This window comes from Paenibacillus sp. RC21, from assembly GCF_044907935.1.
Classification (GTDB): Bacteria; Bacillota; Bacilli; order Paenibacillales; family Paenibacillaceae; genus Paenibacillus; species Paenibacillus terrae_A.
In genome coordinates this window covers 20,975-47,288 of sequence record NZ_JBIYCS010000014.1, presented here as the reverse complement: position 1 = coordinate 47,288, position 26,314 = coordinate 20,975, and the positions used below count along the sequence as shown (strand labels likewise).

30 protein-coding genes and 1 other annotated feature are annotated in these 26,314 nt (G+C 46.3%); all 30 genes read left to right on the top strand.

Annotated features, from left to right (window positions below):
- Positions 1 to 13: 13 nt before the first annotated feature.
- Positions 14 to 1,417, top strand: coding sequence for a cysteine--tRNA ligase (gene cysS, locus ABIA61_RS25505; RefSeq protein WP_283653469.1), 1,404 nt, complete (start codon positions 14 to 16; stop codon positions 1,415 to 1,417).
- On the top strand, positions 1,414 to 1,872 hold the full coding sequence (locus tag ABIA61_RS25500) for a Mini-ribonuclease 3 (protein ID WP_014278328.1): 459 nt from the start codon (positions 1,414 to 1,416) through the stop codon (positions 1,870 to 1,872). Before cysS ends, ABIA61_RS25500 begins: the two co-directional genes overlap by 4 nt.
- A 58-nt stretch (positions 1,873 to 1,930) precedes the next feature.
- On the top strand, positions 1,931 to 2,677 hold the full coding sequence (gene rlmB, locus ABIA61_RS25495; RefSeq protein ID WP_404521548.1) for a 23S rRNA (guanosine(2251)-2'-O)-methyltransferase RlmB: 747 nt from the start codon (positions 1,931 to 1,933) through the stop codon (positions 2,675 to 2,677).
- A gap of 4 nt (positions 2,678 to 2,681) precedes the next feature.
- Positions 2,682 to 3,203, top strand: a complete 522-nt coding sequence (locus ABIA61_RS25490) for an NYN domain-containing protein (protein WP_044647198.1) — start codon at positions 2,682 to 2,684, stop codon at positions 3,201 to 3,203.
- 177 nt (positions 3,204 to 3,380) lie between these two features.
- Complete coding sequence (gene sigH / locus ABIA61_RS25485) at positions 3,381 to 4,025, top strand: RNA polymerase sporulation sigma factor SigH (RefSeq protein ID WP_014278325.1); 645 nt, start codon at positions 3,381 to 3,383, stop codon at positions 4,023 to 4,025.
- Positions 4,026 to 4,358: 333 nt separating this feature from the next.
- Positions 4,359 to 4,508, top strand: a complete 150-nt coding sequence (rpmG, locus tag ABIA61_RS25480) for a 50S ribosomal protein L33 (RefSeq protein ID WP_023990562.1) — start codon at positions 4,359 to 4,361, stop codon at positions 4,506 to 4,508.
- A gap of 20 nt (positions 4,509 to 4,528) precedes the next feature.
- The gene (secE, locus tag ABIA61_RS25475) at positions 4,529 to 4,720 is read left to right on the top strand and encodes a preprotein translocase subunit SecE (protein WP_044647199.1); all 192 of its coding nucleotides are present in this window, start codon (positions 4,529 to 4,531) and stop codon (positions 4,718 to 4,720) included.
- A 22-nt stretch (positions 4,721 to 4,742) separates the two neighbouring features.
- On the top strand, positions 4,743 to 5,276 hold the full coding sequence (gene nusG / locus ABIA61_RS25470; protein WP_014278324.1) for a transcription termination/antitermination protein NusG: 534 nt from the start codon (positions 4,743 to 4,745) through the stop codon (positions 5,274 to 5,276).
- A 73-nt stretch (positions 5,277 to 5,349) separates the two neighbouring features.
- Entirely contained in the window at positions 5,350 to 5,775 is a 426-nt protein-coding gene (gene rplK / locus ABIA61_RS25465) for a 50S ribosomal protein L11 (protein ID WP_014278323.1), read from the top strand.
- A gap of 88 nt (positions 5,776 to 5,863) precedes the next feature.
- The gene (rplA, locus tag ABIA61_RS25460; RefSeq protein ID WP_014278322.1) at positions 5,864 to 6,556 is read left to right on the top strand and encodes a 50S ribosomal protein L1; all 693 of its coding nucleotides are present in this window, start codon (positions 5,864 to 5,866) and stop codon (positions 6,554 to 6,556) included.
- Between the two features lie 68 nt (positions 6,557 to 6,624).
- Positions 6,625 to 6,776, top strand: a sequence feature (ribosomal protein L10 leader region).
- Between the two features lie 72 nt (positions 6,777 to 6,848).
- A complete protein-coding gene (gene rplJ / locus ABIA61_RS25455; protein ID WP_134912299.1) occupies positions 6,849 to 7,352 on the top strand; it encodes a 50S ribosomal protein L10 in 504 nt (167 codons plus the stop codon).
- Between the two features lie 69 nt (positions 7,353 to 7,421).
- Positions 7,422 to 7,787: a 50S ribosomal protein L7/L12 gene (gene rplL, locus ABIA61_RS25450; protein ID WP_025685943.1), complete on the top strand. Its 366-nt coding sequence runs from the start codon at positions 7,422 to 7,424 to the stop codon at positions 7,785 to 7,787.
- Positions 7,788 to 7,936: 149 nt separating this feature from the next.
- A complete protein-coding gene (locus ABIA61_RS25445) occupies positions 7,937 to 8,551 on the top strand; it encodes a class I SAM-dependent methyltransferase (RefSeq protein WP_283657362.1) in 615 nt (204 codons plus the stop codon).
- Between the two features lie 342 nt (positions 8,552 to 8,893).
- Positions 8,894 to 12,439: a DNA-directed RNA polymerase subunit beta gene (rpoB, locus tag ABIA61_RS25440; protein WP_044647202.1), complete on the top strand. Its 3,546-nt coding sequence runs from the start codon at positions 8,894 to 8,896 to the stop codon at positions 12,437 to 12,439.
- Between the two features lie 144 nt (positions 12,440 to 12,583).
- Entirely contained in the window at positions 12,584 to 16,198 is a 3,615-nt protein-coding gene (gene rpoC / locus ABIA61_RS25435; protein WP_044647203.1) for a DNA-directed RNA polymerase subunit beta', read from the top strand.
- 234 nt (positions 16,199 to 16,432) lie between these two features.
- Complete coding sequence (locus ABIA61_RS25430) at positions 16,433 to 16,684, top strand: ribosomal L7Ae/L30e/S12e/Gadd45 family protein (RefSeq protein WP_014278316.1); 252 nt, start codon at positions 16,433 to 16,435, stop codon at positions 16,682 to 16,684.
- A gap of 143 nt (positions 16,685 to 16,827) precedes the next feature.
- Positions 16,828 to 17,250 (top strand): 30S ribosomal protein S12, encoded by a 423-nt coding sequence (gene rpsL / locus ABIA61_RS25425; protein ID WP_007432587.1) that lies wholly within the window; start codon positions 16,828 to 16,830, stop codon positions 17,248 to 17,250.
- Between the two features lie 50 nt (positions 17,251 to 17,300).
- A complete protein-coding gene (rpsG, locus tag ABIA61_RS25420; protein ID WP_007432586.1) occupies positions 17,301 to 17,771 on the top strand; it encodes a 30S ribosomal protein S7 in 471 nt (156 codons plus the stop codon).
- Positions 17,772 to 17,818: 47 nt separating this feature from the next.
- Positions 17,819 to 19,897: an elongation factor G gene (gene fusA, locus ABIA61_RS25415; protein ID WP_283653466.1), complete on the top strand. Its 2,079-nt coding sequence runs from the start codon at positions 17,819 to 17,821 to the stop codon at positions 19,895 to 19,897.
- A gap of 94 nt (positions 19,898 to 19,991) precedes the next feature.
- Positions 19,992 to 21,182: an elongation factor Tu gene (gene tuf / locus ABIA61_RS25410; RefSeq protein ID WP_028542619.1), complete on the top strand. Its 1,191-nt coding sequence runs from the start codon at positions 19,992 to 19,994 to the stop codon at positions 21,180 to 21,182.
- Positions 21,183 to 21,521: 339 nt separating this feature from the next.
- Complete coding sequence (gene rpsJ / locus ABIA61_RS25405) at positions 21,522 to 21,830, top strand: 30S ribosomal protein S10 (protein ID WP_005544556.1); 309 nt, start codon at positions 21,522 to 21,524, stop codon at positions 21,828 to 21,830.
- Positions 21,831 to 21,862: 32 nt separating this feature from the next.
- Entirely contained in the window at positions 21,863 to 22,486 is a 624-nt protein-coding gene (rplC, locus tag ABIA61_RS25400) for a 50S ribosomal protein L3 (RefSeq protein ID WP_013312161.1), read from the top strand.
- 26 nt (positions 22,487 to 22,512) lie between these two features.
- A complete protein-coding gene (gene rplD / locus ABIA61_RS25395) occupies positions 22,513 to 23,136 on the top strand; it encodes a 50S ribosomal protein L4 (protein ID WP_013312160.1) in 624 nt (207 codons plus the stop codon).
- Positions 23,136 to 23,426 (top strand): 50S ribosomal protein L23, encoded by a 291-nt coding sequence (rplW, locus tag ABIA61_RS25390; protein ID WP_013312159.1) that lies wholly within the window; start codon positions 23,136 to 23,138, stop codon positions 23,424 to 23,426. Before rplD ends, rplW begins: the two co-directional genes overlap by 1 nt.
- A 30-nt stretch (positions 23,427 to 23,456) precedes the next feature.
- Entirely contained in the window at positions 23,457 to 24,287 is an 831-nt protein-coding gene (gene rplB, locus ABIA61_RS25385; protein WP_134912313.1) for a 50S ribosomal protein L2, read from the top strand.
- A 72-nt stretch (positions 24,288 to 24,359) separates the two neighbouring features.
- On the top strand, positions 24,360 to 24,638 hold the full coding sequence (rpsS, locus tag ABIA61_RS25380) for a 30S ribosomal protein S19 (protein ID WP_044647210.1): 279 nt from the start codon (positions 24,360 to 24,362) through the stop codon (positions 24,636 to 24,638).
- Positions 24,639 to 24,674: 36 nt separating this feature from the next.
- A complete protein-coding gene (rplV, locus tag ABIA61_RS25375; protein ID WP_013312157.1) occupies positions 24,675 to 25,007 on the top strand; it encodes a 50S ribosomal protein L22 in 333 nt (110 codons plus the stop codon).
- A gap of 13 nt (positions 25,008 to 25,020) precedes the next feature.
- Positions 25,021 to 25,686, top strand: coding sequence for a 30S ribosomal protein S3 (gene rpsC / locus ABIA61_RS25370; protein WP_044647211.1), 666 nt, complete (start codon positions 25,021 to 25,023; stop codon positions 25,684 to 25,686).
- A gap of 2 nt (positions 25,687 to 25,688) precedes the next feature.
- A complete protein-coding gene (gene rplP / locus ABIA61_RS25365; protein WP_007432576.1) occupies positions 25,689 to 26,123 on the top strand; it encodes a 50S ribosomal protein L16 in 435 nt (144 codons plus the stop codon).
- A complete protein-coding gene (gene rpmC / locus ABIA61_RS25360; RefSeq protein ID WP_014278310.1) occupies positions 26,113 to 26,310 on the top strand; it encodes a 50S ribosomal protein L29 in 198 nt (65 codons plus the stop codon). Before rplP ends, rpmC begins: the two co-directional genes overlap by 11 nt.
- The last annotated feature ends 4 nt before the right edge of the window (positions 26,311 to 26,314 follow it).

Below are 26,314 nucleotides of genomic sequence, written 5' to 3'. Positions count from 1 at the left end.
GAGGAATACAACGATGCCGCTTCAAATTTATAATACAATGTCGAGGAGCCGAGAGCCTTTTGTTCCACTGGAGCCTGGAAAGGTTAAAATGTATGTATGCGGACCTACTGTGTATGATTACATTCATATTGGTAATGCACGACCTGTAATTGTGTTTGACGTGGTGCGCAGCTACCTGGAGTATCTGGGCTATGATGTGAATTATGTGGTGAATTTTACGGATGTCGATGATAAGCTGATCCGCAAAGCTCGGGAACTTGATATGGATGTTCCGGCAGTTGCCGAGAAATTTATTGCAGCCTACCATGAGGATCTGACAGGATTGAATGTTCCTGCCGCCAGTATGAATCCGCGTGTAACTGAGAGTATGGATCTGATTATTGATTTTATCAAGGAACTGGTAGATAAAGGATATGCCTATGAGAATGATGGCGATGTGTTCTATAGGACGAAAAAATTCAAATGCTACGGTCAGTTGTCGGGTCAGAATCTGGAGGAGCTTCAGTTCGGGATTCGCATTAATGTGGATGAACGTAAGGAAAATGCCGAGGATTTTGTTCTCTGGAAGGCTGCCAAGCCAGGAGAAATTTATTGGTCAAGTCCTTGGGGCGACGGCCGCCCGGGCTGGCATATCGAATGCTCTGCCATGGCCCGCCACTATCTGGGAGATACGCTGGATATTCACGGGGGCGGACAGGATTTGCAATTCCCACATCATGAATGCGAATGCGCACAATCGGAGGTGATTACGGGTAAGCCATTGGCGCGTTACTGGATGCATAACGGATATATTCGCATTGATAATGAAAAAATGTCGAAATCACTCGGTAATGGTATTTTGGTTAAAGATCTGCGTGTTCGTCACAAGCCCGAGGCTTTACGTTATTTTATGCTGTCGACGCATTACCGGAATCCGTTAAACTACAATCATGAGACGATGAGTCAGGCGGAGAACAGTGTCGAACGGATTGCCAATGCAGTGGCCAACGTGCAGCATCGTTTAGCTAATGCGTTGAAAGGTAATGAAGAAGTATCGGCCGAGCTGCAAACGAAGCTTGACGGAATTTTGCAGCAGTTTGTCGAAAAAATGGATGATGATTTCAATACGCCTGATGCGATTACTGCTGTATTTGAATGGGTTAGCGAAGCCAACCATTTGTTGCAGCGTGACGTTGTCAATCAGGCAGAATTGCAGGCGGTGCTGCATACCTTTCATTCGATGAATAATGTACTTCGCATATATTCGGAACCAAAAGAAGAACTGCTGGATGATGAAATTGAGCAATTAATTGCAGAACGTGTCGAAGCTCGTAAAACCAAGAACTGGGGCAGAGCCGATGAAATTCGCGATCTGCTCGCTGTCAAAGGAATCGTGCTTGAGGATACAGCGCAGGGTATGCGGTGGCGGCGAAAATGAGTGATAAGCCATTGAACACGGGGGCTTCGGAAGGTGCGGGAAACTGGTTCCCGTATCCTGCGTCCAAGCCAGCCCGCCTGATGCCGCCGATTGCACTGGCTTACATTGGCGATGCTGTGTATGAGGTCGCGGTGCGGCAATATTTGCTGGCGCAGCCCAATCTGCGTCCGAACCATTTACATCGGCGGGCCACAGGGCTGGTCTCTGCCAAGGCGCAGAGCCGTATGCTCGTGCTGCTGGAGACGGTGCTGACGGAGGAAGAACGTGATATTGTCAGACAAGGCAGAAATGCCAAGTCAGGAAGCCTGCCCAAAAATGCGGATGTACTTGAGTATCGTCATGCTACTGCGCTGGAGGGATTGTTTGGCTTTCTTTATTGTGACGGACGTTTGGACAGAATGAGAGAATTGATTACGTATGGTATTGCACAAATGGAAAATACAGAAAAATCTTAATTGGGAACGTCGGATCAAATGCGCCAAACATCCGCCGTTTTCCGGGAGGAAGCTAGATATGGAAGAAGAATGGATTGCCGGTAAGCATTCGGTAACGGAGGCGCTTCGCTCAGGCAGAACGATAAATAAAATATGGATTGCGGATAATGCACAAAAGCATCTGACATTGCCCATTACGGCTGAGGCTAAAAAAGCGGGGATCATTGTTTTACAGGTGGATAAGCGAAAGCTTGATCAAATGGTTCCGGGAATACAGCATCAGGGAGTGGTTGCACAGGCTGCACCTTTTGCCTACGCTGAAGTGGAAGAACTGCTTGCAACTGCACGTAGTAAGGGAGAAGAGCCGTTTTTGATCCTATTGGATGAGATTGAAGATCCACATAATCTGGGGTCTATCCTTCGGACAGCGGACTGCACAGGGGCACATGGCGTAATCGTGCCGAAAAGACGTTCAGCGGCAGTAACTGTAACGGTGTCCAAAACATCAGCGGGGGCGGTTGAGTATGTTCCGGTGGCGCGTGTAAACAATTTGGGGCAAACCATCGACCGTCTCAAAGAGGAAGGTGTATGGGTAGTTGGCACAGATGTGACAGCTACGGACCCGGTTTTTGGAAATGGTGTATTCACAGGGCCAGTTGCTATCGTCATTGGTAACGAAAATAAAGGGATGGGCCGTTTGATCCGCGAGAAATGTGACGTACTCGTTAAGCTGCCGATGGCTGGGCAAATCAATTCCCTGAATGCTTCTGTAGCCGCAGGTGTCGTGATGTACGAAGTGTTGCGCGGCCGACAGGCACGGGGCTAATGATATGGCTGACACGCGGGATGTTCTGCTTGTGGACGGTTACAATATGATTGGAGCCTGGCCCGAACTTTCCGCACTGGTACAATCTGGTATGCAGGAAGCGAGGGACAGACTGCTTGAACGACTCGCGGATCATCAGGCGTATTCCGGCAGAAGAGTCATCGTCGTTTTTGATGCTTACCGGGTGCCAGGATTGGGTAAAACGTATTCCCAGAGTAAAGTACAGATTTATTTTACCAAAGAAAAAGAGACCGCTGACGAGTGCATCGAGCGATTGGTTCGGGAGTTAAGCAGCCGGAGAAGAAGCATTTATGTGGCAACAAGTGATCAGGTGGAACAACATGTCGCTTTTGGGCAAGGAGCGCTCAGGGTGTCGGCGCGTGAGCTTCTGATCGAGATTGAGGAATCTGAAAAGGAAGTGAAAAAGCGGATAGAGCAGGATAGCGCTAAGTTGTCCCGCAATTCGCTGGATGCCAAGCTGAGCCCGGAAATTCGAAAGCTGTTTGAGCGCTGGAGAAGAGAATAGCCCAGAGAAAAAAAATCCATTAATTGGACACTTCCCCATTTTGAAACCATTGACAATTTTGTTAGCGCTCTTCTTTTTTAGGCTGTTGTGGTTGACGGTATTAGGTTACATCGCGTATACTTGTCGTATATTTGAGAGAGTAACGGGTATCTTGCGTTGCAGCCGGAGGGATTGTTAGTGAGTGTGGACCTCAAGGATATCATGTTGTCAAAGTTTGATTACAAAAATGATGAAGACATTGTCGGAGCAGTCCATGAAGGTGATGGGGAGGCACTGGAGTTTCTGATTAATAAATATCGGAACTTCGTGCGGGCCAAGGCCAGATCCTACTTCCTGATCGGCGCTGATCGCGAGGATATTATTCAGGAGGGCATGATTGGTCTCTACAAATCTATTCGTGATTTTAAGGGAGACAAGTTTGCTTCGTTCAAGGGCTTTGCCGAGCTGTGCATTACAAGACAGATTATTACGGCAATCAAGACAGCTACACGACAAAAGCACATTCCTCTGAATTCCTACGTATCTCTGGACAAGCCCATTTATGATGAAGAGTCGGATCGAACGTTACTGGACGTGATTTGCGGAACACAGGTAAGTGATCCTGAAGAGCTGATTATCAATCAGGAAGAGTTTGTGGGCCTTGAGGACAAGATGTCCGAGATTCTGAGCGAGCTGGAACGGAAGGTACTTATGCTGTATCTGGACGGACGTTCATATCAGGAAATTGCCGAGGACCTTGACCGCCACGTGAAATCTATTGATAATGCGCTGCAACGGGTCAAGCGCAAACTTGAAAAGTATTTGGAAGTAAGGGATAGCTGAAAGTAGAGGCTGGCAGGGAAAAGGCTCGAGTCTGAGTCTTTTTTTATTCGTTAAGGGCAGGATATGCAGGTTTATATGTGTTAAGAATGATTTATACTGAAAAAGACAAATAATAGATATCGCATGGATCTTGGAGAGGTTTTTCAGAGATGACTTTTAAAGGATGAACAGATGTTAAAATGCACCACAGCCGGGACTGCGAAATGTATGCAAACATTCGTTGACATGCAAAACCGCGTGTGATAAAGTGTTTTAGGTAGGCCTAAATTCGCGGTTTTTTTTAGGATCAATTATGAGACTTCCGGTGTTGGATGTCTTCGGGAGGTGCACATCATGCGGGTAATTATTACTTTGGCTTGTACAACATGCAAACAAAGAAATTACACAACGACGAAAAACAAGCGTAATCACCCCGACCGCATGGAGATGAAGAAATTCTGTAAGTCCTGTAACGAACAGACTTCTCATCGGGAAACTAGATAGTTTTTGGAGGTGTAGTCGGCGTGAAACGCAGTTTCAAGTCTCTGTTTTCCTTTTTCTCTGAAAGCTGGGCTGAACTCAAGAAGGTTCGCTGGCCCAATCGTAAAGAACTGACCAACTATACGCTGATTGTCATTGGGACGATTGCGTTTGTCACGATTTATTTTTGGGTTCTCGATATCGGCATTTCCGCTGCGATCGAAGCGATTATCTAGGAAGGGTTCCAGGTGGCTTGATATGGAAAAAAGATGGTACGTCGTTCATACCTATTCAGGGTATGAGAACAAAGTCAAAGCCAATTTGGAGAAACGCGTTGAGTCCATGGGCATGGAGGACAAGATTTTCCGCGTTCTTGTTCCAATGGAAGAAGAACTGGTAACCAAGGACGGTAAGAAAAAGACCGTTATGCGTAAAGTTTACCCTGGTTATGTCTTGGTCGAAATGGTTCAAACTGACGACTCTTGGTATGTTGTGCGCAACACACCAGGTGTTACGGGATTTGTAGGATCAACAGGCTCGGGTTCCAAACCGACAGCTTTGCTTCCAGAAGAAGTTGAACAGATTCTGAAGCATATGGGCATGGTAGAGCCGAAACCGAAGATCGAATTCGATGTTAAGGAATCCGTGCGAATTAAAGTTGGTCCTTTTGCGAATTTTGTGGGCTCCGTGGAAGAAATTTTGGTTGAGAAGAGCAAGCTTAAGGTTCACGTCAACATGTTTGGACGGGAAACCCCGCTTGAGTTGGATTATACTCAGGTGGAGAAAATATAGATTTTTCTTACAGGTTTCTTGTGGGAGGATCATTAGGTCCGTCTACCACTATTGAGTCAAGGAGGTGTCATCCGTGGCAAAAAAGGTAATCAAAATGGTAAAACTGCAGATCCCTGCAGGTAAAGCTAATCCAGCGCCTCCAGTAGGTCCAGCTTTGGGTCAAGCAGGTGTCAACATCATGGCATTCTGTAAAGAGTTCAATGCTCGTACTGCTGATCAAGCAGGCCTGATCATCCCGGTTGAAATTTCGGTGTTTGAAGATCGTTCTTTTACGTTCATCACCAAAACTCCACCGGCTGCTGTGCTGTTGAAAGTTGCTGCTAAAATCGAAAAAGGTTCCGGTGAACCGAACAAAACGAAAGTTGCAACTGTAAATCGCGCTACCGTTCGTCAAATTGCTGAGCAAAAAATGCCTGACCTTAACGCAGCTTCCGTAGAATCGGCAATGCGTATGGTTGAAGGTACTGCTCGCAGCATGGGTATCACCATCGTAGACTAATTTTTATTAGTCTTCGTGTGCCGGCAGTTTGACTGTCCGGCAAGTGTGGGAGGAATATCCGCTAATACCACATAAGGAGGAAAAGATTATGGCTAAACATGGTAAGAAGTACTTGGAAGCCGCTAAGCTGATCGACAGCGAAGCGACTTATGAGCCTTTGGAAGCCGTTGAATTGGTGAAAAAAGGCGCAACTGCTAAATTTGACGAAACTGTTGAAGCAGCAGTCCGTCTGGGCGTAGATTCCCGTAAACAAGACCAGGCTGTTCGTGGTGTTGTTGTCCTGCCGCATGGTACGGGTAAAACACAACGTGTTCTGGTATTTGCAAAAGGTGACAAAGTGAAAGAAGCCGAAGCGGCTGGCGCTGATTTTGTTGGCGATCAAGATATGATCAACAAAATTCAACAAGGCTGGTTCGAATTCGACGTCTGCGTTGCGACACCTGATATGATGAGTGAGGTTGGTAAACTGGGTCGTTTGCTCGGTGGTAAAGGCTTAATGCCAAACCCTAAAGCAGGCACAGTTACTTTCGACGTTGCCAAGGCTGTTCAAGAAATTAAAGCCGGTAAAATCGAATACCGTCTCGACAAAGCAGGTCAAATTCATGCGCCAATCGGCAAAGCTTCCTTCAGTGCTGAACAACTGAACGAGAATCTTAAAGCTTTGATCGAAGCCTTGAACCGTGCGAAGCCAGCGGCTGCTAAAGGTGTATACCTGAAAAACATCGCTATTTCTTCGACTATGGGACCAAGTGCTCGTGTGAACGCATCTGTTTACAAATAATATTTTGATTGACACGTTCAATTGATTTTGTTATTCTGTAAAAGTTGTAAGTCCGTGTGACTGACCATTAAAGTTGAATATGCTTACCGTAGACAGTAGGTGCCTTCGGGCTTAATTTCCTACCGAGGTGTTATGATAGAACGTTTCATGTGACGGGCTCGTCTCGTCCATGTAGATTTATCAAGCCTTCGTACTCTACGGAGGCTTTTTTCATGCTCATGAAGGTAGCTTTGGACGACCACCGGATAGGTTGGTCGAGCAGAGCGGATAAATTGATCAGGAGGTGTACAGTTTGGCAAATGCAAAAGTGATTCAAGCAAAACAAGAAGCTGTTGAAGTTGTAGCTGCAAAATTGCGCGAGAGCGTAACGACTGTGGTTGCTGACTATCGCGGTCTGAATGTTGCCCAAGTAACTGAGCTGCGTAAGCAGCTTCGCGAAGCAGGAATCGAATTTCAAGTGCTGAAAAACACGCTGCTTCGTCGTGCAACTGCGGCAGCAGAATTGACTGAACTGGACGCAGTATTGACAGGTCCTACTGCAATCGCGTTCGGCAAAGATGATGCAGTGTCTGCAGCTAAAATCTTGAATGATTTCGCTAAGAAAAACACTGCGCTGGAACTAAAAGGTGCAGTTGTAGAAGGCCGTGTTATCGGTGTTGAGGAAATTAAAGCGCTGGCAGAACTGCCATCCCGCGAAGGTCTCCTTTCCATGCTCCTCAGCGTGCTTCAAGCTCCTGTGCGCAACTTCGCGCTTGCAGTTAAAGCTGTTGCAGAAAAAGAAGAGCAAAGTGCATAAGTTAGGGATTAAAGCTGCTGTATAGCAGATTGAAAACAAAAAAATAAGAATTTAAATGGAGGTTCAACCATGAGTAAAGAGCAAATCTTGGAAGCGATTAAAGGTATGTCCGTATTGGAACTGAACGATCTCGTGAAAGCAATCGAAGAAGAATTCGGCGTAACTGCAGCAGCTCCAGTAGCTGTAGCAGGCGGCGCAGCAGGTGGCGCAGCAGAAGCTGAGCAATCCGAGTTCGACGTAATTTTGACAAGCGCTGGCGCTTCCAAAATCAACGTTATCAAAGCAGTTCGCGAAATCACAGGTCTTGGCCTGAAAGAAGCAAAAGAACTGGTTGACAACGCTCCAAAACCACTGAAAGAAAAAATCGCGAAAGAAGAAGCTGATTCCTTGAAAGCAAAATTGGAAGAAGCAGGCGCTTCCGTAGAAGTGAAATAATTGACTGCTATCTAGCAGACAATGCACTAAAACAAACCCCTTGAGGTGATCTTCAAGGGGTTTGTTGCTGTAAATCGGCAGTACAAGCATGTCTGGAACGTAATAGTGAAGGCTATGATGGTATTACCAACCAAAGGAGGTGGTCATGAATGTCTGATCATTATTACTCCAAACGGCCAGAAACGGCGCATGAACGGCGGAGCCTCGAAACAGAGCTGCGGGGGCGGACATACCGTTTTGCCAGCGATTCAGGCGTTTTCTCCAAGCAGGGAATTGATTACGGTAGCCGTGTGTTAATTGAGGCGATGCAGCTTCCAGCACAGGCTTCGGTGCTGGATGTAGGGTGCGGCTATGGACCGATTGGTTTGACGGCAGCGACGCTTGTACCGAATGGTCACGTTACAATGGTAGATATTAACGAGCGAGCCGTTCAACTGGCAATAGAGAATGCCGAACGGAATGGGATTACCAATGTGACCATAAAGCAAAGCGATCTGTTTGAGCAAGTGAAAGATGATCGTTTTGACGTGATTCTAACGAATCCCCCTATACGTGCGGGTAAGGAAACGGTTCATACCATTTTTGAGCTTGCTTATGAACATTTAAATGAAGGTGGAACTTTGTGGGTGGTTATTCAGAAAAAGCAGGGTGCCCCTTCGGCAAGCGCTAAAATTGAGAGCCTTTTCGGACGTGTGGAGGAAGTTACGAAGGATAAAGGTTACCGTATTTTGAAGGCGAAAAAAAGTTTTAGAAAAATGCAATAGGACCATTGACTTGAATCCTGGTCTGTGATATTATTATAAAATGTCAGTATTAGGATGCCCTCCATGGCTTTAGTTTGTTGAAATGTCAATAGATTTATGCGTAGAAGGGTATAGTATTTATACCTATTACGTATAATACAATCATTTTGGGCAAATCTACAAGTGATGAAGATCTTCCGGTAAGAGGATTCTGCAGATACGTCGCTCTTTTTTCGAATGCATTCGAGTAAGGGCTTTTCTGTATTTGTGGATTGAATCTTCTGTCTGTGTCTTATTATAAGGTCACAAACAAAGGTTCGCAATGAATTTTTAAAGTGAGTAGACATGAGGGGTGAGTTTAAGTTGGCAGGACATCTTGTTCAATATGGTCGACGCACTCGGCGCAGTTATGCACGTATTAACGAGGTACTCGAGGTTCCGAACCTGATTGAGATCCAGCAAAAATCCTATGATTGGTTTTTGGAGGAAGGATTGCGGGAAATGTTTCGGGATATTTCGCCAATTCAGGATTTCACAGGAAATCTGATTTTGGAGTTTATCGATTATTCTCTCGGAGAACCCAAATATACCGTTGACGACGCAAAGGAACGCGACGTAACGTATGCAGCACCGCTTCGGGTAAAAGTCCGGCTTATTAATAAAGAGACCGGGGAAGTGAAAGAGCAGGAAGTATTCATGGGAGACTTCCCGCTGATGACTGATACGGGTACGTTTATTATTAACGGTGCGGAACGGGTTATTGTCAGCCAGTTGGTTCGCTCTCCCAGCGTCTATTTCAGCACAAAAGTCGACAAGAATGCGAAAACAACATACACCGCAACGGTAATTCCTAACCGGGGGGCTTGGCTCGAACTGGAGATGGATGCGAAGGACATTATCTATGTCCGGATTGACCGTACCCGTAAAATTCCGGTTACGGTGTTGCTGCGTGCGCTTGGCTTTGGCACTGATGCTGAGATTCTGGATTTGCTCGGCAATGACGAATATATCCGTAATACTCTTGATAAAGACAACACGGACTCTACGGAAAAAGCGCTGATTGAGATTTATGAGCGTCTTCGTCCGGGTGAGCCACCTACACTGGATAATGCAAAGAGCTTGCTCGTTGCACGTTTCTTTGATCCAAAACGTTATGATCTGGCCAACGTAGGCCGTTACAAAATCAATAAAAAGCTTCATATCAAAAACCGACTGTTCAATCAACGGCTTGCTGAGACTTTGATTGATACGACAACCGGCGAAATCATCGCTGAAGCAGGACAAATGGTGGATCGCCGCCTGTTGGACGAGATTTTGGCCCAGCTTGAGGAATCGGTAGGACACCGTACGTATCATGTTGCTACTGGCGTGCTGGAAAGCAACGATATTCCTCTTCAAACGATCGATATATTCTCGCCGATTGAGGATGGTAAAGTTGTAAAACTGATTGCCAACGGAAATATTGATAAATCGGTTAAAAATATTACGCCTGCCGATATTATTTCCTCCATCAGTTATTTTATTAACTTACTTCACGGAATCGGAAGCACGGACGATATTGACCATTTGGGCAACCGTCGTTTGCGCTCTGTCGGTGAATTGCTCCAGAACCAGTTCCGTATCGGTTTATCCCGTATGGAACGCGTGGTGCGCGAAAGAATGTCGATTCAGGATGCTAATGTGATTACGCCACAGGCACTGATTAACATACGTCCGGTAATTGCTTCGATCAAGGAGTTCTTTGGTAGCTCCCAGCTGTCCCAGTTTATGGATCAGACGAATCCACTTGCTGAATTGACACACAAACGCCGTTTGTCCGCACTCGGACCCGGCGGTTTGACACGTGAACGCGCAGGCATGGAAGTACGTGACGTCCATCCGAGTCACTACGGTCGTATGTGTCCTATCGAGACACCAGAGGGACCAAACATTGGTTTGATCAACTCCTTGTCTACCTTCGCACGTATCAACGAGTACGGATTTATCGAAGCTCCTTATCGTTGGGTAGATCCGAAAACCGGAAAAGTTACAGACCAAATTGATTACCTGACGGCTGATGAAGAAGATAACTACATCGTAGCCCAGGCAAATGAGGAACTGACAGAGGACAGCACTTTTAAGGAAGAAGTTGTCATTGTCCGTTACAACAAGCAGTCTGATAACATCATTCCAATGGCAAGTAGCCGTGTTGACTATATGGACGTTTCGCCTAAGCAGGTCGTGTCAGTGGCAACTGCACTGATTCCGTTCTTGGAGAACGATGACTCGAACCGTGCGTTGATGGGTTCCAATATGCAACGGCAGGCCGTTCCTTTGTTGATTCCGAAGTCTCCTTTGGTCGGAACAGGAATGGAGCATAAGGCTGCGAAAGATTCCGGGGTATGTATTGTATCCAAATACGACGGTGTAATCGAACGTTCTTCAGCTAACGAAATTTGGCTGCGTCGCATCGAAACAGTAGATGGTTCTGAAGTGAAGGGCGACATAATTAAGTATAAATTACACAAATTTATGCGTTCAAACCAAGGAACATGCATTAACCAACGTCCAATCGTCAATAGAGGCGATGTGGTGAAAGCTGGCGATATTCTCGCAGATGGTCCTTCCACAGAGATGGGCGAGCTGGCATTGGGACGTAACGTTGTCGTTGCCTTCATGACTTGGGAAGGTTACAACTACGAGGATGCGATCCTGCTGAGTGAGAAGCTGGTAAAGGAAGACGTATACACCTCCATTCATATTGAGGAATACGAATCCGAAGCCCGCGACACGAAGCTTGGACCGGAAGAAATCACCCGTGATATTCCGAATGTCGGTGAAGAAGCGCTCCGTAATTTGGATGAGCGTGGAATTATCCGCATTGGTGCCGAAATCGGCGCAGGTGACATTCTCGTTGGTAAAGTAACGCCTAAGGGTGTGACGGAGCTGACAGCCGAAGAACGCCTTTTGCATGCGATCTTTGGTGAGAAGGCACGCGAGGTTCGCGACACTTCTTTGAGAGTTCCTCACGGAACAGACGGGATTGTTGTGGACGTCAAAGTATTTACACGTGAGAATGGCGACGAACTGCCACCAGGCGTGAACCAACTGGTTCGTGTATACATTGCTCAAAAACGCAAAATTTCCGAAGGCGATAAAATGGCCGGACGTCACGGTAACAAGGGTGTCGTTGCCCGTATTTTGCCTGAAGAAGATATGCCGTTCCTGCCGGACGGTACACCAGTACAAGTCGTTCTGAACCCGCTGGGGGTACCTTCACGGATGAACATCGGACAGGTGCTTGAAATTCATCTGGGTATGGCTGCAATGCGCCTTGGTATTCATGTGGCAACGCCTGTATTTGATGGTGCCAAGGAGTATGACGTGTTCGATACGATGGAAGAGGCAGGCATGCAGCGCAATGGTAAGACGGTGTTGTATGACGGACGTACCGGTGATCGTTTTGAACGTGAAGTTACTGTCGGTGTCATGCACATGATCAAACTGGCGCACATGGTTGACGATAAAATCCATGCTCGTTCTACAGGTCCTTACTCTCTCGTTACGCAACAGCCGTTGGGTGGTAAAGCTCAATTCGGTGGTCAGCGCTTCGGGGAGATGGAAGTATGGGCACTGGAAGCCTACGGCGCGGCTTACACGCTTCAGGAAATTTTGACTGTCAAATCCGATGATGTGGTTGGACGTGTTAAAACATACGAATCCATCGTCAAAGGTGAAAATGTACCTGAACCGGGTGTGCCTGAATCATTCAAGGTCTTGATCAAAGAGCTGCAAAGCTTGGGTATGGACGTGAAGATTCTGTCCGGAGACGAACAAGAGATCGAAATGAGAGAGCTTGATGATGAAGATGATACAACCAGCGACAAGCTGAGTTTGAATCTGGAAGGCTCTGAGGTTGGCGTAGAGTAGTCTGTCTGCTGACTGAATCATATCAGCTTTGTTATATGCCTCGATCCATTTTCTACAGGATGGATCGGGCTTCTTGATACCGCCCGGTGCTGCCGGGCGGTATCAAACCTAAAAACTCAGGATTTGGTTAAGGAGGGTTGCTCCTTGTTGGACGTTAACAATTTCGAATATATGAAAATCGGGCTTGCTTCCCCCGAAAAGATTCGTTCTTGGTCCCGCGGAGAAGTCAAAAAACCGGAGACGATTAACTATCGTACGCTTAAACCGGAAAAAGAAGGACTATTTTGCGAGAAAATTTTCGGACCTACGAAAGACTGGGAATGTCATTGCGGTAAGTACAAGCGCGTGCGCTATAAAGGTGTTGTCTGTGACCGTTGTGGTGTAGAGGTTACCCGCGCTAAGGTTCGTCGTGAGCGTATGGGTCACATCGAGCTGGCTGCCCCTGTATCGCATATTTGGTACTTTAAAGGCATCCCGAGCCGTATGGGTCTTGCTCTTGATATGTCTCCAAGATCTCTGGAAGAGATCATTTACTTCGCATCTTATGTTGTAACTGATCCAGGAGATACGCCATTGGAGAAAAAGCAACTCCTGTCCGAGAAAGAATACCGCAGCTACCGTGAAAAATACGGCTACGGATTCCAGGCAGGTATGGGTGCTGAAGCGGTTAAGAAGCTCCTTCAAGATTTGGATATAGACAAAGAACTGGAATTCCTGAAAGAAGAGCTGCGTACAGCTCAAGGACAACGCCGCAACCGTGCGATCAAGCGTCTTGAAGTAATTGAGGCGTTCCGTAACTCCGGCAACCAGCCGGACTGGATGATCATGGACGTGCTGCCTGTTATTCCTCCGGAGCTTCGTCCGATGGTACAGCTGGATGGTGGACGTTTTGCTACCTCTGACTTGAATGACTTGTACCGCCGTGTTATTAACCGTAACAACCGTCTGAAACGCCTGCTAGATCTGGGTGCTCCGGATATTATCGTACAAAATGAAAAACGGATGCTGCAGGAAGCTGTTGACGCCCTGATCGATAATGGTCGTCGTGGCCGCCCTGTTACAGGTCCGGGTAACCGTCCTTTGAAATCCCTCAGCCATATGCTGAAAGGTAAACAAGGACGCTTCCGTCAAAACTTGCTCGGAAAACGTGTTGACTACTCCGGTCGTTCCGTTATCGTTGTAGGTCCGTACTTGAAAATGTACCAATGCGGTTTGCCGAAAGAAATGGCATTGGAACTGTTCAAACCTTTTGTCATGAAAGAACTTGTGAACAAAGGTCTTGCACACAACATTAAGAGCGCGAAACGTAAAGTAGAGCGCGTGAGCGCAGAAGTATGGGATGTGCTCGAAGAAGTAATCAGGGAGCATCCGGTTCTTCTGAACCGTGCCCCTACGCTGCATAGACTCGGTATTCAGGCGTTTGAACCGATTTTGGTTGAAGGTCGTGCAATCCGTTTGCATCCGCTCGTATGTACGGCATATAATGCCGACTTTGACGGTGACCAAATGGCGGTTCACGTTCCATTGTCTGCGGAAGCCCAAGCAGAAGCTCGTTTGCTCATGCTGGCATCCGGTAACATTTTGAATCCGAAAGACGGCAAACCTGTTGTTACTCCTTCCCAGGATATGGTCCTTGGTTCTTTCTATCTGACTATGGATAACAAAGAAGAAGAAGGCAGCAACATGATCCTTCGCAATATGAACGAGGCTATATCGGCTTACCAGCGCGGTACAGCGGGTCTTCATGCTCGTGTAGCTATTCCGGTTAAAGCTTTGAATAAAACGAGCTTTACGGAAAAACAACAGGATGCGATGCTGATCACTACGGTTGGTAAAATTATCTTTAATGAAATTTTTCCGGCCAGCTTCCCGTACATCAATGATGCTACCCGTGCTAACCTGCTTTATGGTACTGCTGAGGAGTTCTTTGTTTACGAAAAGGGTGTAAACCTTACAGAAGCGATTCAAAATGCTCCGCAAGCTAACGGGGTAGGTAAGGATTACCTTGGTAACATTATTGCCCGTTGCTTTGAAACTTACCATACAACAGAAACAGCTGTGATTTTGGATAAAATCAAACAGCTTGGCTTTACGTATTCTACTCGTTCAGGTGTAACTGTTGCTGTGTCGGACGTTATCGTGCCGGTGGAAAAACAAGGAATTCTTAAAGGTTCTGAGGACAAAGCGCAAGTCGTAACGAATCAATACCGTCGTGGTCTGATTACGAACGAGGAACGCTATGACCGGATTATTGATATTTGGTCCAAAGCGAAAGATGATATTACCGAAGTGCTGATGAAGTCCATGGATCGCTATAACTCCATCATGATGATGGTAGACTCCAAAGCGCGGGGTAACAAATCACAGATTACCCAGCTCGGCGGTATGCGTGGTCTGATGGCGAATCCATCCGGTCGTATTATCGAGCTCCCAATTAAATCGAACTTCCGTGAAGGTTTGACAGTACTCGAGTACTTCATCTCCACTCACGGAGCGCGTAAAGGTTTGGCGGATACAGCGCTTCGTACGGCTGACTCAGGTTACCTGACACGTCGTCTTGTCGATGTGGCGCAGGATGTTATCGTGCGTGAAGAAGATTGCGGAACGGACAAAGGCTTTACAGTAAGCCGTATTCAGGACGGTAAAGAAGTTATTGAGGATCTGTATGACCGTCTGGAAGGTCGCTATTGCTTTGAAACGGTACGTCATCCGGAGACTGGCGAGATTTTGGCTGGCCGTAACGAATTGATCGATTCCGACAAAGCGGAAGCAATTGTTAAAGCTGGTGTACAAAAGCTTCAAATTCGTTCAGTACTGAGCTGTCGTGCCAAACATGGCGTCTGCAAGAAATGCTACGGTCGCAATCTGGCTACTGGCAAACACGTTGAGATTGGTGAAGCAGTTGGTATTATCGCGGCACAATCCATCGGTGAACCAGGAACCCAGCTTACAATGCGTACATTCCACACAGGCGGTGTAGCGGGCGACGATATTACACAAGGTTTGCCGCGTATTCAGGAGCTTTTCGAAGCACGTAATCCTAAAGGTCAGGCAACCATCAGTGAAATTGACGGTACAGTTAAAGAAATTCGTGAAGGTAAAGATCGCCGTGAGATCGATATTCAGGGTGAAGCTGAAACGAAAACTTATTCGGTTACGTATGGTTCTCGTCTGCGCGTAAGCGAAGGCATGACTGTTGAAGCCGGGGATGAACTGACAGACGGTTCAATCGACCCTAAAGAAATGCTGCGCATTAAAGGTATTCGCGGGGTACAGAACTATATCCTTCAGGAAGTTCAACGCGTATATCGGAATCAGGGCGTAGAAATCAATGATAAGCACGTGGAAGTTATGATTCGTCAAATGTTGCGTAAAATCCGTATCCTTGATGCGGGGAATACCACGCTGCTTCCAGGCTCCTTTGTTGATGTGCACGAGTATGAAAATGCGAACAAGACAGCAATTCTCAGTGGCCAAGAGCCAGCGGTAGCCAAACCGGTTCTGCTTGGTATCACCAAGGCATCTCTGGAAACTGACTCCTTCTTGTCAGCAGCTTCCTTCCAAGAGACCACACGCGTGCTGACCGATGCAGCTATAAAAGGCAAAGTCGATCAGTTGCTTGGTCTGAAAGAGAACGTTATTATTGGTAAGTTGATCCCTGCAGGTACAGGAATGAACCGTTACCGCAGTGTGAAATTTGCCCAACCGGAAGGGGAGCAATCCTCGTCCGAAGAACTCGAACCGATTTCGGCCGAGTAATATAACGTTAACAAATGGCATGATGGGCCCGGAACATCGTTCTCTGGTGGAGCTTTTAGATTATGCTCTATCAGACGGTGTTCCGGCGCTTTTTCTTGAAATGAAATTTATTGTATTGCTTTGTTAAGCAAACTATAGTCGATAATTGTCTTGACATTGCTTATAGTCAATGCTAATATAGCAAAGGTGCGTGAGCAGCCTATATGCTATTGTGTCTTTTCGGAGGAATGAGATATGTCTAAAGAACAGGGACTGCAAGATGCTCATGTCAAAATCGGTACCAAACAAACCATACGTATGGTCGAATTGGGCTTCGCCTCTGAAGTATATGTGGCAGAAGACGCAGATCCACGTCTCACTTCCAACATCATTGCTTTGTGCAACAAGCAAGGAGTCAAAGTGACTCTTGTAGATACAATGAAAAATCTCGGAGCTGCATGTGGGATTGAAGTGGGAGCCGCTATGGCTGCTATCGTAAAACAATAGGGTAAGGAACGTTTTTGTCTAAGAGAATGAATTCTTGGCGGCAAAGACTTTTCATTTGTTCTTTTATGAACCGCCTGGGTCTGTGGGCTTAGAAATGGTTTGTGAAGCAACAGTAAAAATTGAGGAAGGGGGTGGCAACCACAATGCCAACTATTAACCAACTGGTTCGTAAAGGACGTCAAGCCAAAATCGAGAAATCGAAATCACCGGCTTTGCAAAAAGGTTTTAACGCCTTGAAACGTGAAGCTACCGACATCAGTGCCCCGCAAAAACGCGGAGTATGCACTCGTGTAGGTACTATGACTCCCAAAAAACCAAACTCCGCACTTCGTAAATATGCTCGTGTTCGTTTGACGAACCGTGTAGAGGTGACTGCTTACATTCCGGGTATCGGACACAACCTGCAAGAACACAGCGTAGTGCTGATTCGCGGGGGTCGTGTAAAAGACCTTCCAGGTGTACGTTACCATATCGTTCGCGGTGCTTTGGATACTGCAGGCGTAAACAACCGCATGCAAGCTCGTTCCAAATACGGCGCAAAACGCCCTAAAGCTAAAAAATCCTAATGAATATAAACCGAATAAATCGGTTTAACATGTAAGAAAGGGGGATATCCATGCCACGCAAAGGTCCAGTTACCAAAAGAGACGTGTTGCCAGATCCGGTATATAACAGCAAGTTGGTTACCCGCCTGATCAACCGCATCATGCTCGACGGAAAACGAGGCGTTGCTCAAAGCATTCTGTACAATGCGTTCAAGCTTATCCAAGAACGTACGGGGAATGACCCGATGGAAGTTTTTGAAGCAGCTATTAAGAATATCATGCCAGTCCTGGAAGTTAAAGCACGCCGTGTCGGCGGTGCCAACTACCAAGTACCAATCGAGGTAAAACCAGAAAGACGTACTTCCCTGGGTTTACGTTGGCTCGTAAACTACTCCCGCAACCGCGGCGAGAAAACTATGGAAGAGCGTTTGGCAGCTGAGATTATCGACGCTTCCAACAACACAGGCGCTTCCGTGAAGAAACGCGAAGATACGCACAAAATGGCTGAAGCGAACAAAGCGTTTGCTCACTATCGTTGGTAGGATTCAGCTCAAAAAAATAACTTCAATTTTGAAGGGAGACCCATTTCATGGCAAGAGAGTTCTCCTTGACGAATACACGTAATATCGGGATCATGGCTCATATTGACGCGGGTAAAACCACAACAACAGAGCGGATCTTGTTCTACACAGGACGTACGCACAAAATCGGTGAAGTTCACGAAGGCGCTGCGACAATGGACTGGATGGAACAAGAACAAGAGCGCGGAATCACGATTACTTCCGCTGCGACGACCGCTGCCTGGAAAGGTCACCGCGTCAATATCATCGACACCCCGGGGCACGTTGACTTCACTGTTGAAGTTGAACGTTCCCTTCGTGTATTGGACGGAGCAGTTGGTGTTTTCAGTGCGAAAGAAGGCGTTGAGCCTCAGTCCGAAACCGTATGGAGACAGGCTGATCGCTACGGCGTTCCACGGATCGCATATGTAAACAAAATGGATATCATTGGTGCCGACTTCCTGAATGTTGTCTCCGACATGCGTGATCGCCTTCAAGCGAACGCAGTTGCGATTCAATTGCCAATCGGCGCAGAAAATGATTTTACTGGTATCATCGATATCGTTGAACAAAAAGCTCATATGTACAAAGATGATCTTGGTCAAGATATCGAAGAAGTCGAAATTCCTGCGGAATTCAAAGATAAAGTTGAAGAACTCCGTAATGAATTGATTGAGAAGGTTGCTGAACTGGACGAAGATTTGACAATGAAATACCTGGAAGGCGAAGAAATTTCGGTTGCTGAAATTAAAGCCGCTCTCCGTAAAGGTGTTGTAGAAGTTAAAATCTTCCCAGTTATCTGTGGATCTTCTTACCGTAACAAAGGTGTTCAGCTGATGTTGGATGCTGTTCTCGACTATTTGCCGGCTCCTACTGACGTGCCAAGTATTCAAGGGCATTTGGAAGACGGTACGGAAGTTGAACGTCACTCTTCCGATGAAGAGCCTTTCTCCGCATTGGCCTTCAAAATCATGACGGACCCTTACGTTGGTAAGTTGACATTTTTCCGCGTATACTCCGGTGTTCTTCAATCCGGTTCATACGTATTGAATGCAACAAAAGGCAAGCGCGAACGTATCGGACGTATTCTTCAAATGCATGCGAACAGCCGTCAAGAAATCACTGTAGTTTACTCCGGTGATATTGCGGCAGCCGTAGGTTTGAAAGATACAGGTACAGGTGATACACTGTGTGATGAGAAGAATCCAGTTATTCTTGAGTCCATGAATTTCCCTGATCCGGTTATCGAAATCGCGGTTGAGCCTAAAACCAAAGCCGACCAAGATAAAATGTCTGTTGCCCTCGGTAAATTGACCGAAGAAGATCCAACTCTTCGCGCTCATACTAACGAAGAAACAGGCCAAACCATCTTGGCAGGTATGGGTGAGCTTCACCTTGATATCATCATCGACCGTATGCGTCGTGAGTTTAAGGTGGAAACCAATGTGGGTAAACCACAGGTTGCTTACCGTGAAACGTTCCGTGCTCCAGCACGTGTCGAAGGTAAATTCGTTCGTCAATCCGGTGGTCGTGGTCAATATGGTCACGTATGGGTTGAGTTCGAACCGCTTGAGCCAGGTACTGGTAGCCAATTCGAAAGTAAGGTAGTCGGCGGCTCTGTTCCTAGAGAGTACATCGCTCCTGCTCTTGCTGGTATTGAGGAACAAATGAAAAACGGCGTTATCGCAGGCTTTCCGCTTGTGGACGTTAAAGCTACAATCGTGGACGGATCATACCATGATGTCGATTCCAATGAAATGGCGTTTAAAATTGCCGGATCAATGGCGCTGAAAGCAGCGAAAGACAAATGTAAACCAGTATTGCTTGAGCCGATTATGAAAGTTGAAGTAACGGCTCCTGAGGAATACATGGGAGACGTAATGGGTATGTTGAACTCCCGTCGTGGCCGGATTGAAGGTATGGATTCCCGTAGTGGAGCTCAAATCATTCGTGCAAAGGTGCCTTTGTCCGAAATGTTCGGATACTCGACTACACTTCGTTCCGGTACACAAGGACGCGGCGTGTTCTCCATGGAGCTTTCTCATTATGAAGAAGTTCCGAAGAGCATTGCTGAAGAGATCGTTGCTAAAACCAAAGGCGGCGAGTAATACAATGTATCAGCTGACCGGTATAATCAAGGTTTTTCCAAGAGAAAGCCGGCAGCCTAAAAATAAAACAAGTTATTGAGGAGGAATTGTTCAAATGGCAAAGGCTAAGTTTGAACGTAACAAACCGCACGTTAACATCGGTACTATTGGTCACGTCGATCATGGTAAAACTACTTTGACTGCTGCAATCACAACTGTATTGTCCAAAACTTACGGTGGTGCTGCTGTAGCATTCGACCAAATCGATAAAGCTCCAGAAGAGCGCGAACGCGGTATCACAATCTCCACAGCACACGTGGAATACGAAACACCTAACCGTCACTATGCACACGTTGACTGCCCAGGTCACGCCGATTATGTTAAAAACATGATCACTGGCGCTGCACAAATGGACGGAGCGATTCTGGTTGTATCCGCAGCTGACGGCCCAATGCCGCAAACTCGCGAGCACATCCTGTTGTCCCGCCAAGTAGGCGTTCCTTACATCGTTGTATTCCTGAACAAATGTGACATGGTTGAAGACGAAGAGTTGTTGGAACTGGTTGAAATGGAAGTTCGTGACTTGCTGAGCGAATATGACTTCCCAGGCGACGACACTCCAATCATTCGCGGTTCCGCTCGTGAAGCTCTGCAAAACCCAGAGGGCGACTATGCTAAGAAAATCGTTGAAATGTTCGAAACAATCGACACTTACATCCCAACTCCAGAACGCGACACTGACAAGCCTTTCTTGATGCCTGTCGAGGACGTATTCTCCATCACAGGTCGTGGTACAGTTGCTACAGGCCGTGTAGAGCGTGGTACTGTTAAAGTGGGCGACGAAATCGAAATCATCGGTATTCAAGAAGAATCCCGTAAATCCGTAGTAACAGGCGTAGAAATGTTCCGTAAATTGCTTGACTCTGCTCAAGCTGGCGATAACATCGGCGCATTGCTTCGCGGTGTAGACCGTGCACAAATCGAGCGTGGCCAAGTATTGGCTAAACCAGGTTCTGTTAAACCTCATACAGAATTCTCTGCTCAAATCTACGTTTTGACTAAAGAAGAGGGTGGACGTCACAAACCTTTCTTCACTGGTTACCGTCCACAGTTCTACTTCCGTACAACTGACGTAACTGGTATCATCACTTTGCCAGAAGGTTCCGAAATGGTAATGCCTGGTGACAACATCACAGTTACTGTTCAACTGATCAACCCAATCGCTATCGAAGAAGGAACTAAGTTCTCTATTCGTGAAGGTGGACGTACAGTTGGCGCCGGTGCGGTAGCAACAATCTCTAAATAAGAAGGCTTTGGCTTTTAAATAAAGCAACATTGTACTGGAACGAGTAACATTGTATTGGAACGGAGCTGAAAAAAGCCCCCGCCCTAGTGCGGGGGCTTTTCTCTTGAATAAATCGCGAGCTGCGAGTGCAATTGTGTCTTTTCAAAATAAGATACATTGTTTTTTCGTTTTTGCTTGCAATAGGCAGAACTATTAGATATAATAACTAATGTTGTTTGTGACTGTGCGATGATGTGAGAGGTTACTGACACACCCGGCCCCTTTGCCATGGGAGGGATGTCGGAAAATTTTCACGGAGTATGTCCGATACCAAATTGGGCGATAGAAGGAGGGACTAAAATGGCAAAGCAAAAGATTCGTATTCGTTTGAAAGCTTACGACCACAGAATTCTTGATCAATCCGCTGAGAAAATTGTTGAAACAGCTAAACGTTCGGGCGCAGGTGTATCCGGACCAATTCCGCTGCCAACTGAAAAACAAATCATTACTATTCTCCGTGCGGTACACAAGTACAAGGATTCCCGGGAGCAGTTCGAAATGCGCACACATAAGCGTCTGATCGACATTGTTAACCCGACTCCACAAACTGTGGATGCCTTGATGCGCTTGGACCTGCCGTCCGGTGTAGATATCGAAATTAAATTGTAATTTGTGATTAGGAAAAGAAAAGAGGTGTCAACATGAAAGGTATCTTAGGAAAAAAACTCGGAATGACTCAAGTGTTTACCCCTGAAGGTAACGTACTTGCTGTTACAGTTATCGAAGCGGGCCCTTGTGTTGTTCTGCAAAAGAAAGATCTGGAAAACGATGGATACGAAGCTATTCAACTCGGTTTCTCTGATAAAAAAGAAAAAAGATCCAATAAACCTGAAGCAGGACATGCGAAAAAAGCAAATACTGCACCTAAGCGCTACGTTCGTGAACTTCGTGGCATCGACCTTGCTGCGTACGAGGTTGGCCAAGAACTGAAGGCTGATGTCTTCACAGAAGGCGAATTCGTTGACGTAACAGGTATTTCTAAAGGTAAAGGTTTTGCCGGCGTTATCAAGCGTTGGGGACAAAGCCGCGGACCAATGGCACACGGCTCGCGTTACCACAGAGGTCCAGGTTCGATGGGCTCCATTCAAGCTAACCGCGTTCCTAAAGGTAAACACCTGCCAGGACACATGGGGCATGAAACGGTAACGATCCAACGCCTTGAAGTTGTTAAGATCGATACAGAACGTAATGTATTGCTCGTGAAGGGCTCCATTCCAGGACCTAAAAACAGCTTCGTTAAAGTATTAGAAACGGTGAAAAAATAAACAACTGAAGAAAGGAGGAACACGAAATGCCAAAAGTAGCACTTTTTAATATTAGCGGCAGCCAAGTTGGCGAAATTGAATTGAACGACGCAGTATTCGGTATCGAACCGAATAAACACGTTCTTCATGACGCTGTTGTTATGCAATTGGCTTCCCTGCGTCAAGGTACTCACAAAGTAAAAGGACGTTCTGAAGTACGTGGTGGCGGACGTAAGCCTTGGAAACAAAAAGGTACTGGCCGCGCTCGTCAAGGTTCGATCCGTGCGCCGCAATGGGTTGGTGGCGGTACTGTATTTGGTCCGACTCCACGCAGCTATGCTTACAAATTGCCTAAAAAGGTTCGTCGCTTGGCGATTAAATCGGCTTTGTCTTCCAAAGTGATTGAGAATGAAATCATCGTATTGGACGCTCTTACACTGAACGGACCTAAAACGAAAGAATTCGCAGCCATTTTGAACAACCTTAAAGCTGACCGTAAAGCATTGATCGTAGCTCCTAGCTATGATGATAATGTGGCCCTGTCCGCTCGTAATATTCCTGGTGTGAAGTTTGTAGCCGCAGACGGCATTAATGTTCTTGACGTGCTTGGACACGACAAACTGATCATTACGAAGGAAGCAGTTCAGAAGGTAGAGGAGGTGCTCGCGTAATGAAGGATCCTCGTGATATTATCAAACGTCCGGTTATCACCGAACGTACGGCTGGTATGATGAATGACTTGAAATACGTTTTCGAGGTAGACATTCGTTCCAATAAAGTCGAAGTTAAAAAAGCAATCGAAGCGATCTTTAACGTGAAAGTAAGTAACGTAAACACGCTTCGTGTTCCTGCAAAACCAAAACGCTACGGACGTCATTCCGGCTATACGAGCGAGTGGAAAAAAGCGTTCGTAACGCTGAGCAAAGACAGTAAGCCGCTTGAGTTTTTTGAAACGGTATAATTGAAACTGTAAAGTAAGGAGGGAAACTCAGTGCCAATTAAAAAGTATAAACCGACGTCCCCGGCCAGACGCGCTATGTCTGTATCTACTTTCGAGGAGATCACAACTAATCAGCCCGAGAAATCGTTGCTGGCGCCTCTGAGCAAGCAAGCTGGACGTAATAACCAAGGTAAAATTACGGTTCGTCATCATGGCGGTGGACACAAACGTAAATACCGTATTATCGACTTCAAACGTAACAAAGATGGAATACCGGGCCGCGTTGCTACGATCGAATATGATCCGAACCGTACGTCCAACATCGCACTTATCCACTATGTGGATGGTGAAAAACGTTATATCATCGCTCCTAAAGGCTTGAAAGTAGGGGACGAAGTGGTTTCCGGCGTAGGTTCCGATATCAAAATCGGTAACTCTTTGCCTTTGGAGAACATTCCAGTAGGTACGGTTATCCACAACATCGAATTGAAACCGGGCAAAGGTGGTCAACTCGTTCGCGCTGCCGGTACGGAAGCCCAGCTTCTTGGTAAAGAAGAGAAGTATGTAACAATTCGTTTGACTTCTGGTGAAGTTCGTCGCGTTCTGAAAGTTTGCCGCGCTACAATCGGTTCTGTTGGTAACGAAGACCATGAATTGGTGAAGATCGGTAAAGCCGGACGTAGCCGTTGGTTGGGACAACGTCCTGAAGTTCGTGGTGTTGTTATGAACCCTAATGATCACCCACACGGTGGTGGTGAAGGTCGCGCTCCAATCGGACGTAAATCTCCAATGTCTCCATGGGGTAAACCAACCCTTGGTTACAAAACACGTAAAAAAGGCAAAGCATCTGATAAATACATCGTTCGTCGTCGTACTAAGTAATAAGACGTGCGCTTAAGTCGCACGTTAACATATTAAGGAACGACAACGTTTTAACGAAGGGAGGATTCATACATGGGTCGCAGTCTCAAAAAAGGACCATTCATTGATGGTTACTTGCTGAAAAAAGTAGAGGTTTTGAACGAATCGGACAAAAAAGTCGTGATCAAAACTTGGTCCCGTCGCTCTACAATTTTCCCGCAATTTATCGGACATACGTTTGGTGTATACGATGGTCGTAAACACGTGCCAGTATACGTAACGGAAGATATGGTCGGACACAAATTGGGCGAATTCGCTCCAACACGTACCTATAAAGGCCATTCGGATGACGATAAGAAAACAAGAAGATAATCAACACAGCGTAGTGTTTGAGAGGAGGTAAACTCAATGGAAGCAAAAGCACATGCTAAATCCGTACGGATTTCCGCTCGTAAAGTTAAACTCGTTATCGATTTGATTCGCGGCAAGCAGGTTGGTGAGGCGATCGCAATTCTTCGCCATACTCCGAAATCCGCTTCTCCAGTCGTTGAGAAGCTGTTGAACTCTGCTATTGCAAATGCAGACCACAACTACTCTTTGGACGTGAACAAGTTGGTTGTATCGCAAGTTTTTGTGAACCAAGGTCCTACAATGAAACGGTTCCGCCCGCGTGCAATGGGACGTGCAAGCCGCATCAATAAACGCACCAGTCATATTACTTTGGTGGTATCTGAAAAATAAGGAGGGAAAACGTGTGGGCCAAAAGGTAAATCCAATCGGACTCCGAATCGGTATTATCCGTGATTGGGAATCCAAATGGTATGCAGGCAAAGATTTCGGTGATCTTTTGCTAGAAGACGTTAGAATTCGTGAACATCTGAAAAAAAGATTGAAAGATTCCGCTGTATCCCGTGTTGAAATCGAGAGAGCAGCTAACCGTGTCAACGTAACGATTCACACTGCGAAGCCTGGTATGGTTATCGGTAAGGGTGGTTCCGAAGTTGAAAACTTGCGTAATGAAATTACTAAAATCGCAGGTGGTAAAAAGGTACACATCAATATTTCTGAAATTAAAAATCCTGAGCTGGATGCAATCTTGGTTGCTGAGAGCATTGCACAACAATTGGAACGTCGCGTTTCTTTCCGTCGTGCTTTGAAACAAGCAATTCAAAGAACTATGCGTTCTGGAGCAAAAGGAATTAAAACTCAAGTAGGCGGACGTCTTGGCGGTGCCGAAATCGCTCGTTCCGAAGGGTACAGCGAAGGAACAGTTCCACTGCATACGCTTCGTGCCGACATTGACTACGGTACAGCGGAAGCTCATACAACTTACGGTCGTATTGGCGTAAAGGTATGGATCTATCGTGGAGAGGTTCTTCCTCCAGCTAAGAAACAAGCTCCTCAGGAAGGAGGCAACTAATCATGTTGGTACCAAAACGCGTAAAACATCGTAAGCAACAACGTGGTCATATGAAGGGTCGTGCAAAAGGCGGCACTACACTGAACTTTGGTGAGTATGGTTTACAAGCTACTGAACCTGCATGGATTACTAACCGTCAGATCGAAGCTGCTCGTATCGCGATGACTCGTTACATCAAACGTGGTGGTAAGGTTTGGATTAAAATTTTCCCTGACAAACCAATTACTCAGAAGCCTCTTGAGGTTCGTATGGGTAGTGGTAAAGGTAACGTAGAAAAATGGGTTGCAGTAGTGAAACCAGGTAAGATCATGTTCGAACTTGCTGGTGTTCCGGAAGAGATTGCTCGTGAAGCAATGCGTCTTGCCGCTCACAAACTGCCAATCAAAACTAAGTTTGTGAAACGTGAAGAATTGGGTGGTGAAGCAAATGAAGGCTAGTGAATTTCGCAACCTAACCACTGCTGAAATTGAACAAAAGATCTCTGGGTTCAAAGAAGAACTCTTTAACCTTCGTTTTCAACTCGCTACCGGTCAGCTTGATAACCCGACTCGGATCGGCGATGTACGTAAGGAAATTGCTCGTGCTAAAACCGTGATCCGTGAAAGAGAACTTGGGATTAGCTAAGATA

What these genes read in the sequence shown, in the direction of transcription:
- rpsG (WP_007432586.1), top strand. Translation starts at nt 17,301, where the DNA reads ATGCCACGCAAAGGTCCAGTTACCAAAAGAGACGTGTTGCCAGATCCG.
- tuf (WP_028542619.1), top strand. Translation starts at nt 19,992, where the DNA reads ATGGCAAAGGCTAAGTTTGAACGTAACAAACCGCACGTTAACATCGGT.
- rplA (WP_014278322.1), top strand. Translation starts at nt 5,864, where the DNA reads ATGGCTAAACATGGTAAGAAGTACTTGGAAGCCGCTAAGCTGATCGAC.
- nusG (WP_014278324.1), top strand. Translation starts at nt 4,743, where the DNA reads ATGGAAAAAAGATGGTACGTCGTTCATACCTATTCAGGGTATGAGAAC.
- rpsL (WP_007432587.1), top strand. Translation starts at nt 16,828, where the DNA reads ATGCCAACTATTAACCAACTGGTTCGTAAAGGACGTCAAGCCAAAATC.
- rpsJ (WP_005544556.1), top strand. Translation starts at nt 21,522, where the DNA reads ATGGCAAAGCAAAAGATTCGTATTCGTTTGAAAGCTTACGACCACAGA.
- rplP (WP_007432576.1), top strand. Translation starts at nt 25,689, where the DNA reads ATGTTGGTACCAAAACGCGTAAAACATCGTAAGCAACAACGTGGTCAT.
- ABIA61_RS25430 (WP_014278316.1), top strand. Translation starts at nt 16,433, where the DNA reads ATGTCTAAAGAACAGGGACTGCAAGATGCTCATGTCAAAATCGGTACC.
- ABIA61_RS25500 (WP_014278328.1), top strand. Translation starts at nt 1,414, where the DNA reads ATGAGTGATAAGCCATTGAACACGGGGGCTTCGGAAGGTGCGGGAAAC.
- rplL (WP_025685943.1), top strand. Translation starts at nt 7,422, where the DNA reads ATGAGTAAAGAGCAAATCTTGGAAGCGATTAAAGGTATGTCCGTATTG.
- fusA (WP_283653466.1), top strand. Translation starts at nt 17,819, where the DNA reads ATGGCAAGAGAGTTCTCCTTGACGAATACACGTAATATCGGGATCATG.
- rpsS (WP_044647210.1), top strand. Translation starts at nt 24,360, where the DNA reads ATGGGTCGCAGTCTCAAAAAAGGACCATTCATTGATGGTTACTTGCTG.
- rplW (WP_013312159.1), top strand. Translation starts at nt 23,136, where the DNA reads ATGAAGGATCCTCGTGATATTATCAAACGTCCGGTTATCACCGAACGT.
- rplC (WP_013312161.1), top strand. Translation starts at nt 21,863, where the DNA reads ATGAAAGGTATCTTAGGAAAAAAACTCGGAATGACTCAAGTGTTTACC.
- cysS (WP_283653469.1), top strand. Translation starts at nt 14, where the DNA reads ATGCCGCTTCAAATTTATAATACAATGTCGAGGAGCCGAGAGCCTTTT.
- rlmB (WP_404521548.1), top strand. Translation starts at nt 1,931, where the DNA reads ATGGAAGAAGAATGGATTGCCGGTAAGCATTCGGTAACGGAGGCGCTT.
- rplD (WP_013312160.1), top strand. Translation starts at nt 22,513, where the DNA reads ATGCCAAAAGTAGCACTTTTTAATATTAGCGGCAGCCAAGTTGGCGAA.
- rpmG (WP_023990562.1), top strand. Translation starts at nt 4,359, where the DNA reads ATGCGGGTAATTATTACTTTGGCTTGTACAACATGCAAACAAAGAAAT.
- ABIA61_RS25490 (WP_044647198.1), top strand. Translation starts at nt 2,682, where the DNA reads ATGGCTGACACGCGGGATGTTCTGCTTGTGGACGGTTACAATATGATT.
- rpmC (WP_014278310.1), top strand. Translation starts at nt 26,113, where the DNA reads ATGAAGGCTAGTGAATTTCGCAACCTAACCACTGCTGAAATTGAACAA.
- ABIA61_RS25445 (WP_283657362.1), top strand. Translation starts at nt 7,937, where the DNA reads ATGTCTGATCATTATTACTCCAAACGGCCAGAAACGGCGCATGAACGG.
- rplV (WP_013312157.1), top strand. Translation starts at nt 24,675, where the DNA reads ATGGAAGCAAAAGCACATGCTAAATCCGTACGGATTTCCGCTCGTAAA.